At 41.5% G+C, this 13,719-nt stretch carries 10 protein-coding genes; 7 read left to right on the forward strand and 3 right to left on the reverse strand.

Annotation, left to right across the window (positions count from 1 at the left end):
* Nucleotides 1–40 precede the first annotated feature (40 nt).
* Nucleotides 41–1,285 carry an EAL and HDOD domain-containing protein gene (locus AC1HJP_RS12790; RefSeq protein ID WP_480362162.1) on the forward strand — a complete coding sequence of 415 codons (1,245 nt, stop codon included), beginning with the start codon at nt 41–43 and terminating at the stop codon, nt 1,283–1,285.
* Between the two features lie 83 nt (nt 1,286–1,368).
* On the opposite strand, the gene AC1HJP_RS12795 is transcribed toward AC1HJP_RS12790, so the two are convergent.
* The 3 genes from AC1HJP_RS12795 to AC1HJP_RS12805 all read right to left on the reverse strand — a co-directional run bounded on the left by AC1HJP_RS12795 (nt 1,369) and on the right by AC1HJP_RS12805 (nt 5,547).
* A complete protein-coding gene (locus tag AC1HJP_RS12795; protein WP_480362163.1) occupies nt 1,369–2,865 on the reverse strand; it encodes a Ppx/GppA phosphatase family protein in 1,497 nt (498 codons plus the stop codon).
* Nucleotides 2,849–4,939: a polyphosphate kinase 1 gene (ppk1, locus tag AC1HJP_RS12800; RefSeq protein ID WP_480362164.1), complete on the reverse strand. Its 2,091-nt coding sequence runs from the start codon at nt 4,937–4,939 to the stop codon at nt 2,849–2,851. The genes AC1HJP_RS12795 and ppk1 overlap by 17 nt, the downstream gene beginning before the upstream one ends.
* Nucleotides 4,940–5,040: 101 nt before the next feature.
* Nucleotides 5,041–5,547 (reverse strand): glycine cleavage system transcriptional repressor, encoded by a 507-nt coding sequence (locus AC1HJP_RS12805; protein WP_480362165.1) that lies wholly within the window; start codon nt 5,545–5,547, stop codon nt 5,041–5,043.
* A gap of 293 nt (nt 5,548–5,840) precedes the next feature.
* Here AC1HJP_RS12805 and AC1HJP_RS12810 point away from each other — a divergent pair, with 293 nt between their 5' ends.
* The 6 genes from AC1HJP_RS12810 (at nt 5,841) to AC1HJP_RS12835 (ending at nt 13,658) form a co-directional block, all read left to right on the forward strand.
* A complete protein-coding gene (locus tag AC1HJP_RS12810) occupies nt 5,841–8,078 on the forward strand; it encodes an ABC transporter permease subunit (protein ID WP_480362166.1) in 2,238 nt (745 codons plus the stop codon).
* Nucleotides 8,079–8,096: 18 nt separating this feature from the next.
* Nucleotides 8,097–9,746, forward strand: a complete 1,650-nt coding sequence (gene pstA, locus AC1HJP_RS12815) for a phosphate ABC transporter permease PstA (protein WP_480362167.1) — start codon at nt 8,097–8,099, stop codon at nt 9,744–9,746.
* Between the two features lie 30 nt (nt 9,747–9,776).
* Nucleotides 9,777–10,601, forward strand: a complete 825-nt coding sequence (gene pstB, locus AC1HJP_RS12820; RefSeq protein WP_058028771.1) for a phosphate ABC transporter ATP-binding protein PstB — start codon at nt 9,777–9,779, stop codon at nt 10,599–10,601.
* Nucleotides 10,602–10,623: 22 nt separating this feature from the next.
* Entirely contained in the window at nt 10,624–11,325 is a 702-nt protein-coding gene (gene phoU, locus AC1HJP_RS12825) for a phosphate signaling complex protein PhoU (protein WP_058028772.1), read from the forward strand.
* A gap of 351 nt (nt 11,326–11,676) precedes the next feature.
* The gene (locus AC1HJP_RS12830) at nt 11,677–12,354 is read left to right on the forward strand and encodes a TIGR00153 family protein (protein ID WP_138560716.1); all 678 of its coding nucleotides are present in this window, start codon (nt 11,677–11,679) and stop codon (nt 12,352–12,354) included.
* A 35-nt stretch (nt 12,355–12,389) separates the two neighbouring features.
* Nucleotides 12,390–13,658 carry an inorganic phosphate transporter gene (locus tag AC1HJP_RS12835; RefSeq protein WP_480362168.1) on the forward strand — a complete coding sequence of 423 codons (1,269 nt, stop codon included), beginning with the start codon at nt 12,390–12,392 and terminating at the stop codon, nt 13,656–13,658.
* The last annotated feature ends 61 nt before the right edge of the window (nt 13,659–13,719 follow it).

The raw sequence follows: 13,719 nt of genomic DNA on the forward strand, positions 1-13,719 counted from the left end.
GTTTTAGAGCTAGAATTACATTATCAGGTTTACACTATCTATGACAAAACCCGCGACTCAGTACATTGCTAGGCAGGCAATTCTCGATTCGACAAAGCAAATATTTGCTTATGAATTGCTTTATCGAGATTCGCAAAATAATGCTTTCCCTGTCGGGGTAAGTGACGAGCAGGCTACTGGGCGAATGTTTTTTAACTCACTTATTTTGGTTGGCAAAGAAAAACTTGTTGCCAATCATTGTGCGTTTATTAATCTTTCTGATACCACGTTATTGCAAGAGATCCCTCGACTATTAAAACCTGAAAACTTAGTGCTTGAAATTGTTGAGCGTTCGCAGAATATTCAGCAGTTACTTGAAACCGTTAAATTACTACGTAAACAGCATTACCGCTTTGCGCTGGACGATTATGATGCCGACTCACGATGGGAGCCGCTTTTACCTCATATGTCCTACATTAAATTGGAGCTTGAACAGCCTATTCTTAAAACCACTATGATGGTTAAGAAGTTAAAGCGTTTATATCCAAAAGTAAAAATTGTAGTTGAGCGAATTGAAACCTACGAAGAATTTGAATATTTGAAAAGTGCCGGGGTTGATTATTTTCAGGGCTACTTTTTTGCTAAACCAGAAATGTTGACACACGGTAATGTTGAGCCTTCTAAGCTGGTGGTGTTTGATTTATTAAAGTCAACGGCGCAGCCGAACCTGTGTTTTAAAGATATCGAGAAAAAAATCTCTAAAGACTTGAGTCTAACGGCTAGGGTGTTGAAGTTGGTAAATGCTCGCTCCGGTCTTGAAAAGTTAGAGATGAAGACGATTTCTCAAGCGGTTGTTTATCTAGGGGAAGATGCCCTAAGGCAATTTGTTCGAGTTTTAGCACTCAGTGAGTTGGGAGTTGATAAGCCAGCAGAATTAACTAAGTATGGCTTAATGCGTGCACGCTTTATGGCGTTGTTTCTAGCGCCCGGCGGTGAAGAAATGGCAGAGCAGGGGTATCTGATCGGACTTATGTCGATTTTAGGCGCTGTGCTTGATATGGAGTTAAGCACCATCATTTCTGAATTCTCACTTGATAGTAATTTAAGTGGTGCACTGTTGAATTACAAAGGCTTACTTGGTGGAGCATTAAAAGTAGCGATTGCCGTGGAGCAAAATAACTGGCAAGAAGCTGAAGCTGTATTAGCAGCCGTAAGACCGGCAACACCTATTAGCAATATTTATGATTTAGTTGCACAAAGTCGTGAATATGCTGATGAGATTTTCGCAGTGGTGTCATTACAATAAGTATGCCTTCTGAATAAATTCTTATTTAAAAAGGCTGCATACGCAGCCTTTTTAATGTTTAACTTATAGCTTTATTCTTACCATTACTCTCCGACGACAAAAGCAAGCTCGATCCCAATTGAGTCAAGATAGAGCTGTTCCTGTTCTAGATCTGCGTAAAGTAAAGCTTGTTCTTCAGGCAGTTGCGCATCAAACAGTACCGTACATTTATTGTCTTCTACATACAAAGTAGGGCGAGACAAATCGGTTAATTGACGAGTTCTATTAACTAACACGGCCAGTCTGAATAGCGTTAAGAGCTTCGCAAAGGTCTCTGAACATAAAATATTAAAGTGTTCGAGCTCTGGAAGTTTGATCTTTTTACGATGAAAACGGATCAAAGCACTTAATACACTTTGTTGCTGCTGCGTGAAGCCAGGTAGGGCCGTATTCATCACGATATACGCACTGTGCTTTTGAATACCAGATGAGTTAATTGACAAACCTACTTCATGTAATTGTGCAGCCCACTGGAGCTGTAGAAGGTCTTTTTGCTTTAAACCCCAGACTTTTTTGCATTGTGAAAATAAATGTTTAACGGTATCAAATACGTTATCTGCATGGGCGGTGTCTATGTTGTAGTGCTGACCGAGCGCGATGATGGTGCGCACTCTTAAGTCAAACTCATCATAGTTTAGCATTTCATGCAAAACGCCTTCACGCAGTGCATAATCACAGTATTCTAACCGCTCTAATTTAAGCTCTTTAAAGGCGGCAATGACAATACTTAAGCCGCCAGCGATATTAGTATGGCGTTCAGGGTTTAACCCTTTTATATCAAGCTGTTCAATACTGCCTTGGGAAATGAGCAGCGATTTGATGTCTTCTAAAATAGGCAGTGTTAAGTATTCACTGTCGAATTGTGCTTGTGCAATACCGATTAAGGCTTTGATAGTGCCTGATGTACCATAGCTTTGTTTCCAGCCAGTCTTGCGATAGCGGGGAGAGATGGGCTCAAGTGCTTGTCGTGCGGCTATTTCGGCTTTTTTGAATGACCCTTTACTGAGCTTGCCTGAGCTAAAAAATGCCTTGGTGATATTGGCACATCCGATATCACGACTTGTTAGCTGCAAGGCTTCAAAGTGTTGACCTATGACGAGTTCAGTACTGCCACCACCAATATCAATGACCAAGCGGTTATCTTTACCATGCACATAGTTTGCAACGCCTTGGTAAATTAAACGCGCTTCTTCTTGTCCTGATATCACATTGATATTAAAAGGAAAGTTTACTTGCGCTTGTTGCAAGAAGTGCTTTAGATTTTTAATGTTTCTAAGCGTGTAAGTCGCGACAACTTCGACATTGGCAGGGTCAAACCCCTGTAGAGTTTGTGCCAGTTGCTTAAAAGCCAGCATGGCACGTTCAATGGCCTCTTCTGAGAGTTCAAATTCTTCATTAAGACCAGCAGCTAAATGCACGCGATGCTTTTCTTTATGAAGAATTTGTAGTCTGCCCTCAACTTTGCGGGCGATGACTAAATGAAAGCTATTAGAGCCTAAATCGAGCGCTGCAAAACTCGCAGGCTCAGGTGTGTTGTGCATAATTGTGTTCCCATTTACTCAAGAGATCATAGATGGCAATTTGCGAACGTACTTTTTTACGGTTACCACGGGCAACGTATTTATTTTGTTGTTCGACATCTATGACTCTTGCTTTACAGCAATCTTTAAATTGTAGCTCTAAAATATTGATGATTAACTGCTTTAAGTGCTGATCGTAAATAGGCACACCGGCCTCAACACGGTGATCTAAATTTCGCGTCATCCAGTCAGCTGAAGAAATATAAACCTGCTGATCGCCTTGGTTTTCAAACACCATTACCCGAGGGTGTTCTAAAAAACGATCAACGATACTGATAACTGAGATGTTATCGCTAAATTTCGGTAATCCGGGGACTAGTGCACACATGCCACGAACAATAATACGAATTTTTACACCCTGTCGAGCAGCACTGTAGAGCAAATCAATGAGCTGTTTGTCGACTAGATTATTCACTTTTATGGTGATTTGTGCAAATTTACCATTCTTAGCAGCTGAAATTTCATTCTCTATGCCCTGACAAATACGCTCTCTGGCATTTAATGGTGAAATTTGTAGGTGTTTAAAAGTAAATGGGTGATAGCTGGTTTCGATGAATCTGAAGACTTCATCACATTCATCACAGATTTCGTTGTGTTTGGTGAATAGGCTGAAATCAGTGTAAATTCGCGCTGTCTTTTCGTGGAAATTGCCCGTACCTATGTGGGCATATTTTACAATCTTGCCCTTTTCTTTTCGGTGAATTACACAAAGCTTACTGTGAACTTTCAATGCCGGCAAACCAACCAGTACCTTAATACCTGCTTCGCTGAGTAACTTAGCCCATTCAATGTTGTTTTGTTCATCAAAGCGCGCTTTTAGTTCGACCATGACGGTGACTTTCTTACCATTTTTAGCGGCATTAATTAACGACGACACTAGTCTAGAGCGGGAGGCTACACGGTAAATATTAATTTTAATTTGAGTGACCTTAGGATCATAGGCAGCCTGTCTTACATACTCGAGCATATGGTTGAACGTATGGTAAGGGTAATAAAGTAAAATATCTTGCTCTGAGATGGCCTTAAAGACACTGTCGTGCTTTGCAAAAGCACTACTAGTGAGTGGTTTCAACGGCTTATTTTCTAAGTGCTTACGGCCAACATTTGGAAAGGAAATAAAGTCTCTAAAATTACGATAACGACCACCTGGGATGAGCGCATCTTGCTGGCTTGCACCAAGACGCTTTTTTAGTACCTTTAGCATCTCATCAGGCATAGCTTGATCATAGACCATACGCACCGGCTCAGCATAAAGACGCTGCTTCAGGCCTTTCGACATTTTATCGAGTAAGCCTTCTTCAATCTCATTATCTAAATTGTACTCAGCATCACGGGTCATTTTGATTGAATAGCCTTCAATACTGTCAAACTTCACAAAGCTTTTGAAAACCTCAGCTAAATAAAATTCGACTACATCATCAAGCATGACAATGGTTTTATGACGACGGCTTTTTTCAGAAGGTAAAATGACAAAACGATCTAGCCTGTCAGTGGGAATTTCTAATAATGCGAATTGTGACTTTTCGCCTTGCATATGGATAAAAAGATAAGTCATCGCATCATTGATGTTGCTTGAGTAATCTTTAGATTCAGTGAGTAGCATAGGCGACATATGCTGCAAAACTTGGTCTTTGAAAAAGTCTTCTAACCAGTCTTTGTGAAAGCCAGATAAATCGGCAGGCTGTTGGATATGGATGTTTTGTTTGTCGAGATCAGCGAGTAGTTGATGGTGGATCTGATTAAATTTTTTACCGAGTGACAAGACCTTTTTGTTAACTTGGTTTAATAACTCTTCGTCTGCGTCAAAGTGGGCGTCGGATAGACTGTTTAATAAAATTTTTCTTTTTAAATCAGCAACTCTCACCCTAAAAAATTCATCTAGATTATTTGAGAAAATACCTAAAAAACGCAGTCGCTCGATAAGTGGATTATTTTGATCTTTGGCTTCTTGAAGTACGCGTTCATTGAACGAAAGCCAGCTCAATTCTTTGGCAAAGTAACTAATAGTTGTTGAGGAGTGAGGTACAGAGTGCATGATCTATCCATAGGTAATCAAAGGTACAACACAAAATATATGGGGTTTTTGTGACACTTATATGACAGGCTTATTCCTCAGCCTGTCATATAATTTAATTTTTATTCACTTTCGATATCAACGACTAGATCGCTGGTGATCGATTCAAGTGCTTCAATCACATTATCTTTGTGCATGCCAGCAGGTAAAGTGACCGTGGCAAATGCACTGAAAATTGGCACTCCCCAATTTGGTGCGCTGCGCTGACGAGAATTTAAGTGGGTAATGTTTGCGCCCTTATGACGAATAACACTTGAAAGCTCTTTGACAATCCCCGGTCTGTCATTGCCTGTAATCACTAAATTAAGTGTTTCAGGTGTCTGAACTGCAACATCAGTATCGCCAGACTCAATGCGTACTTCTAAGCCTGGTAATGCATTTAGTGCTGATTGTATTTCTTGAAGGTGCTCCTCTGCTACGCCAACTTGAATGATACCTGCAAATTGGCCAGCTAAATGGCTGAGGTTACTGGTCATCCAGTTACCATGGTGTTCTAGGATGGTTGCTGAGATTTCATCAACGAGACCCGGCCGGTCCTTACCTATTATTGTTAAAACTAACTGCTTCATATCAATGTCTCTTATTATTTTAATCACCGTGTGGTGAAGTGGAAACGAGCGAGCATTGTTCAACATATCCTTACATTAATCGATGCATCGCAGTTTAAGATTAGTTTAGTTTTTTTGCTTGTCCAGAAAATCGGCATGATTGTTATGTTAACACTACGATTTATAGACATTTTTCTGACTTTTATGTGTTAATAAAAGTTCATACTTTCAGCGCTTAAAGTCCTTTTTGTGTAACAATACTGTCATCTTGATGAAATATAATACGCACAATTCAAAGATAATAAGGTGTTTTAATGTCTACCTCAGCACAGCAAAAATCTTTTAAAACGGACAAGCGCCGTTTATTTAAAGATCGCTTTGCACAATACAGTATTACCGCAGGCGGGGTAATGGTACTTGTGGCATTGCTGTTGATCTTCTTCTATCTACTATATGTCGTTGAGCCAATCTTAGAGTCAGCAAAAGTAGAGAAACGTACTGATGTCAGTTTATCTTCAGAGAAAAACTATGTCGGTATCGGTGTTGAAGAGCAAACAGAGATTGCTTATCTATTAGAAGATTCTGGGAGTGTCGACTTTTACCACATAAAAGGAGATAACTCAGGGCAATTAATGAAAAGCCTAGATGTTGAACTTGATGGAAATATCACGACATTCGCGAAAAGTGCGCCATTTTTAGGCCTATATGCATACGGTTTAGATAATGGTGAAATTAAGCTGGTTAAACCGAGCTTCTTAGTGACTTTCCCTGGTAATGAGCGCTTGATCACCCCACGTATTGGTTATCCATTAGATGGTGAGCAATTATTGGTAGATGAACAAGAACAGGCGATTGCTAAGTTTGCCTTTAGTTATTATGAAGATAAAGCAGCAGCAGTTGCAGTAACTGAAGATAAGCGTGTGGTATTTGCTGCATTCACACCTGAAGAAAATATGTTTACTGGTGAAGTTGAGTGGCTAATTGAGCGCACAGAGCTAGACATTGATGGCCGAGTAAATGAGTTACTGATTTCACCTGATACGTCTCGCGTATTTGTTCGTAGTGCGAATAAAATTTATATCTTTGATACGCGTGACCCAGCTGAAGTTGAGCAGTTCCAAGTACTAGCAGCGAACGAAGAAAATGCAAACCTAGTGAGCGCGACATTACTCGCTGGTGCAAACTCATTGATGCTGGCAAACGATAACGGTGAAGTGTCTCAGTGGTTTGAAGTAAACACCGAAGATAATGGCCGTCAGTTTGCCAAAATTCGTGCATTTGAAACTGAAAAAACGAATAAACTAGACATTTATACTGAATACTACCGCCGCACCTTTTTCACGACGACATCATCGGGCGACTTAGGCGTGTACTACACCACCAGTGAAGCTGAATTATGGCGCGGTAAAATCAGTGAGCAAGCCATTGATACATTTGCGGTATCACCTCGATCAAACGCGGTTTTATCTTTATCGAATAACACGCTTTCTGTATTTGAAGTGCACAACGAGCACCCAGAAGTAACTTGGTCAGCACTTTGGAATGAAGTGTGGTACGAAGGCTATCCAGAGCCTGCATACACTTGGCAGTCAACGTCAGCGTCTGATGACTTTGAATCTAAGTTCTCTTTAGTGCCAATTTCATTCGGTACGATTAAAGCGGCGATGTATGCCATGCTATTTGCTGTACCAATTGCAATTTCAGCAGCGATTTACACAGCCTACTTTATGTCGGGTGAATTGCGTCGTGTGGTTAAACCAACCGTTGAAATTATGGAAGCATTACCAACCGTTATCCTTGGTTTCTTAGCGGGTCTTTGGTTAGCGCCATTAATTGAAACGCATCTTCCAGCAGTGATTGCACTGGTGACTTTACTGCCAGTGGCGGTAATCGCGACCGCATTTGGTTGGACTAAGCTGCCAGCGAGTATTCGTCATCTAATTCCAGATGGTTGGCATTCAATTTTACTTATTCCTGTGGTGTTATTTATCGGTTGGTTGTCATTCGCAATCAGTGGTCAAATCGAACTGTGGGTATTTGATGGCAATGTACGACAGTATTTAACGAATGAGCTAGGTCTAACATTTGACCAACGTAACTCATTGGTTGTGGGTATTGCGATGGGCTTTGCGGTTATCCCGACTATTTTCTCAATCGCAGAAGATGCGGTATTCAGTGTACCTAAGCACTTATCAAATGGTTCATTAGCACTAGGTGCGACGCAGTGGCAAACCCTTGTTTATGTTGTGTTACTAACAGCAAGCCCAGGTATCTTTTCTGCGGTCATGATGGGCTTAGGTCGCGCAGTAGGTGAGACAATGATTGTATTAATGGCAACCGGTAATACGCCAATTATGGACTGGAGTATCTTCCAAGGTATGCGTACTTTAGCGGCGAACATCGCGGTTGAAATGCCTGAATCAGAAGTGGGTAGTTCTCACTACCGTATTCTATTCCTTGCTGCATTTGTGTTGTTTATTTTTACCTTTGTATTTAACACGCTCGCTGAATTTGTTCGTCAGCGTCTACGTGAAAAATACAGCTCAATGTAATTATCGGAGTTTCATGACATGGTAAAGCAATGGTTTAAGTCAGGATCTCCTTGGATCTGGATGACAGGTGGTGCAGTTAGCATCAGTTTAATCTCGGTTATCGGTTTATTAGCGATGATCGCGTGGAAAGGTCTAAGCTTCTTCTGGCCATCAGAAGTGGTTGAGTTAAAGCTTGAAGGCTCAGTGCCTAAGCAAACAGTGATTGGTGAGATTTATGACCGTGAGATGGTGCCTAAATCTCGCCTTGAAGCAGCAGGCTATGATTTATCGGCATACCAAGATGAGTATATTGAACGTATCTTGGTAAAAACGGGTAACCGTGAATATGTAGACCTAGATTTCCGTTGGATACTCACAACAGACATCCAATCTCAAACTAAGCCTGAAGCGATGGCGGTATTTGAGCGTAGTAAAAACGGTAACTTCTATGGCTATGTAGAGCGTGTAATCGAAGACGGTAAAGAAGTTACGAATGCGCCTAAAGATCGTTTAGTTGAACTGGTTGAGCGTGCTGTAGATTTAAATGAAGAAGCACTTGATCTACAAAACGGTGACATTGGTCACATTAACTATGAGCTTGAGCGCCTTCGTTTAAAAGAAAAGAAATACGCACTTGATAATGCCCTAACGGATGAAGTGCTGGCTGATTTAGAGTCACAACGTGCAGAACTTCGTGCTGAATACAAAGTATTAGAAGCGCGCTTATTTGAACTTCGTAAGAAAGCGAAGCGTGACCAAGTGGTTGTACGTGACATGCGTGGTGAGCTAGTAACTTTACCTATCTATCAGGTATTAGACTTGTGGTTCCCGAATGACATGGGCTTTTTTGCAAAATTAGGTCACTTCTTTGTTCAGTCAGGTAAATTTATCTCAGACGATCCGCGTGAAGCGAATACTGAAGGCGGTGTATTCCCTGCAATCTTTGGTACTGTTTTCATGGTTATGTTGATGGCAGTGATTGTGACACCATTTGGTGTAGTTGCAGCAATTTACTTACACGAGTACGCGGCTAAGAACGCTGTGACTAAGATGATCCGTATCGCGGTAATCAACTTAGCAGGTGTACCTTCTATTGTTTACGGTGTATTCGGTCTAGGTTTCTTCGTTTATATGTTAGGTGGTTCAATTGACCAATTGTTCTACCCAGAAGCTGCCCCAAGCCCTGTATTTGGTACGCCAGGTGTAATTTGGTCAGCATTAACTTTAGCAATCTTAACGCTACCTGTGGTTATTGTTTCGACTGAAGAAGGTTTATCACGTATTCCAAGTTCAGTACGCCATGGTTCATTGGCACTGGGCGCGACAAAAGCTGAAACGCTATGGCGCATTATTGTACCAATGGCAAGTCCGGCAATTATGACAGGTTTAATCTTGGCTGTAGCACGTGCTGCAGGTGAGGTTGCGCCACTTATGCTAGTAGGTGTTGTGAAAATGGCACCGACGTTACCGATTGATGGTAACTTCCCGTTTGTTCACTTAGATCGTAAGTTCATGCACTTAGGTTTCCACATCTATGATGTAGGCTTCCAAAGCCCGAACGTTGAAGCAGCGCGTCCATTGGTTTACGCAACCGCATTCTTACTGGTCAGCGTTATCATCGCACTGAATATTACCGCGATTGGTATTCGTAACCATTTACGTGAAAAGTTCCGTTCTCTTGAACATTAATAGTAAAGTATATAACTAGGTATTTTAGAAATGATTACAGTAGCTCCTGAAGTGAATAACACAAATCAAGTTAAATTAGATTTAGCTAATTTGAGCGAAGAGCAAACCGCGTTAGAGATCAAAGACCTAGATCTTTACTATGGTGACAAGCAAGCGCTTAGCAAAATCAATATGAAAATCCCTAAGGGTCAGGTAACGGCGTTTATCGGTCCATCGGGTTGTGGTAAATCAACACTATTACGTTGTATTAACCGCATGAATGACTTAGTCGATATTTGTCGCATCGAAGGTGAGATTAACCTTCATGGCCAGAATATCTATGACAAGAGCGTAGACGTTGCGGCACTTCGCCGTAACGTAGGTATGGTATTCCAAAGACCAAATCCATTCCCTAAATCAATTTATGAGAATGTGGTATACGGCCTACGCCTACAAGGTATTAAAGACAAGCGTAAACTAGATGAAGTGGTTGAGCGCTCATTACGTGGTGCAGCGTTATGGGACGAAGTTAAAGACCGTCTTCATGACAGTGCGTTTGGTTTATCGGGTGGTCAGCAGCAGCGTCTAGTGATTGCCCGTTCAATTGCAATCGAACCTGAAGTATTACTGCTAGACGAACCAACATCGGCACTTGACCCGATTTCAACTTTGGTAATCGAAGAGCTGATCAACGACTTGAAAGAGAAGTATACGGTTGTGATTGTTACGCACAACATGCAACAGGCTGCACGTGTTTCTGACCAAACGGCATTCATGTACATGGGTGAACTGATCGAATACGCTGACACAAACACGCTATTCACAACGCCTTCTAAGAAGAAGACGGAAGACTACATCACGGGTCGTTACGGTTAATAGCGAGCGAGAGGAATAAATCATGGAAAACAATTTAAACAAGCATATCTCTGGCCGCTTTAACGAAGAGCTAGAAAATGTTCGTAACCACGTATTAAGCATGGGTGGTTTGGTTGAAGAGCAATTAAACCTTGCACTTGATGCGATCAACGACAACGATGCTGAAAAAGCACGTAAAGTCAGCGAGAACGACTACAAAGTTAATGCCATGGAAGTAAACATTGACGAAGAATGTACACGCATCATTGCCAAGCGTCAGCCTGCAGCAAGTGACTTACGTCTAGTGGTTGCGATTGCTAAAACGATTGCTGACCTTGAGCGTATTGGTGATGAAGCAGAGCGTATCGCACGTGTTGCACTAGATTCATTTACTAAAGATCAGCAAGACTTATTGGTGAACTTAGAGAATATGGGTCGCCAAGTGTCGAAGATGTTGCACGATGTGCTAGATGCTTTTGCCCGTATGGATGCGCAAAGTGCTTTTGAAGTGCATAAAGAAGACGCAAAAGTTGACCGCGAATATGAAGCGCTGACGCGCCAAATTATGACGTACATGATGGAAGACCCGCGTTCTATTCCTAAAATTATGGATTTAATCTGGTCAGTACGTTCATTAGAGCGCATTGGTGACCGTTGTCAGAACATCGCTGAATACGTCATTTATTTTGTGAACGGTAAAGATATTCGTCATACATCTCAAGAAGATATCGCGAAAACGCTGTAAAAAATATATGCCTCTCTGCGCTGAATTTTTATGATTCAGCGTGGCTTATACCAATTCTTGTAATAATGTAAGCTACTTTGAGGCAAGGAAAGTTGCTCGATAACACCGCTCACGCGTCCTGCTATCGCTGAGGTACCTATGTCCATATAGGCAAGGCGAAAATTTTGATATTTAGTTGTTCTAAATGAGAAATTTTTAACGCGGTTAGTGACAACTTTAGTCCCTAAAAGTGTTTAAGTATTAATGAGAATTGGTATAAATTAGCATTTCGGACAAAAATCCGTTCACAACGTCGGCTAATGCTGTAAAATTCACCCCGCAAAGCATATTAATATGATTTAAGGGTCAGTTATGCCTACTAATGCGTTTTTAGGAGTATTTGCTAAGTCTCCTATTAAGCCAATAGAAGAACACATTAAAATCGTACATAAAGCTAGCAGTTCTTTAGTACCGTTTTTTAATCATGTATTCAAATCTGAATGGAAAGAAGCCGAAGCACTTCGTGTTGACATCCGTAACCTTGAACGTGAAGCAGACGTTTTAAAGCGTGAAGTAAGATTACACTTACCTCGTGGTTTATTTATGCCTGTAGAGCGCACCGATTTATTAGAGTTGATCACTCAGCAAGATAAAATTGCGAATAAAGCGAAAGACATCGCAGGTCGCGTTGTTGGTCGTGAAATGGTGATCCCTCAAACTATCCAAAATGACTTCATTGCTTATCTTGAACGTTGTGTCGATGCAACTAAACAAGCCTCTAAAGCCATCAATGAGTTTGACGAACTATTGGAAACTGGATTCCGTGGTCGTGAAGTAACTCTGGTTGAAAGCATGCTTGAAAAGTTGGACTCAATTGAGCAAGACACGGATGAAATGCAAATCAAGATCCGCCAAGAGCTTCGTGCTATCGAAGGTGAACTTAACCCTGTTGATGTAATGTTCTTATACAAGATCATTGAGTGGGTAGGTGAGCTTGCTGATATTGCAGAGCGTGTTGGTTCTCGACTTGAGCTAATGTTAGCTCGTTAATCGTTTTATTCGTATTTAAAATTTAAGGTTTAACAATGGATATCATTGCTAACTATGGTTCCATGCTGATCCTAATTGCTGCGGCAGTTGGTTTTTTCATGGCATATGGTATTGGTGCAAATGACGTTGCAAACGCCATGGGTACTTCAGTAGGCTCGAAAGCACTTACCATTAAACAAGCGATCATCATCGCGATGATCTTCGAATTCGCCGGTGCATACCTTGCAGGTGGTGAAGTAACATCAACAATCCGTAAAGGTATTATCGACGCAGCGCCTTTCGCTGACATTCCTGAGTTGATGGTATTGGGTATGATCTCTGCACTATTTGCTGCAGGTGCTTGGTTACTACTTGCGTCTTTACTGGGTTGGCCGGTTTCAACGACTCACTCTATCATCGGTGCGATTATTGGTTTCGCATTGGTTGCAGTGGGTAGTGAAGCAATTCAATGGGGTAAAGTTGCGGGTATCGTAGGTAGCTGGATTGTTACCCCTGCCATTTCAGGCTTCATTGCATACTTAATCTTTATGAGTGCGCAAAAGCTGATTTTCGATACTGACTCACCATTACAAAATGCCAAGCGTTATGTGCCTATTTATATGGGCCTAGCTGGCTTTGTTATGTCGCTTGTAACCATCAAGAAAGGTCTTAAGCACATTGGTATTAACCTAGGTGCGGTTGAAGGCTACGCACTTGCAATTGGTATTGCTGTGGTGGTTGGCTTCATTGGTAAAATGGCAATTAACCGTCTGAAAATGGACCCTAAAGCAGACAAGCAAATGCAGTTCAACAACGTTGAGAAAGTATTCGCGATCCTAATGGTACTGACTGCATGTTGTATGGCATTCGCACACGGTTCAAACGACGTAGCAAACGCGATTGGCCCACTTGCGGCAGTTGTGAACATTGTTGAGCACAACGGTGAAATCGCTAAGAAAGCGGCACTTGCTTGGTGGATCTTACCGCTAGGTGGTATCGGTATCGTAGTGGGTCTTGCGGTCCTTGGTAAGAAAGTAATTAAAACAATTGGTGAAGGCATCACGCACTTAACACCAAGCCGTGGTTTTGCTGCTGAACTTGCTGCTGCATCAACGGTAGTTATTGCATCAGGTACTGGTCTACCTATCTCTACAACACAAACGCTAGTAGGTGCTGTATTAGGTGTAGGTATGGCGCGTGGTATCGCTGCACTAAACATGGGTGTAATTAGAAATATTGTGGTTTCTTGGGTAATTACATTGCCAGTCGGTGCTGCACTTGCTATTGTTATATTCTACATTCTAAGAACCGCTTTCGGCGTGTAATTAGACTTACAGACTTTTAGCTTGAAAAGACCTCAGCATCATGGTGCTGGGGTCTTTTTAT

The sequence above is a fragment of the Pseudoalteromonas sp. NFXS53 genome (assembly GCF_056629255.1).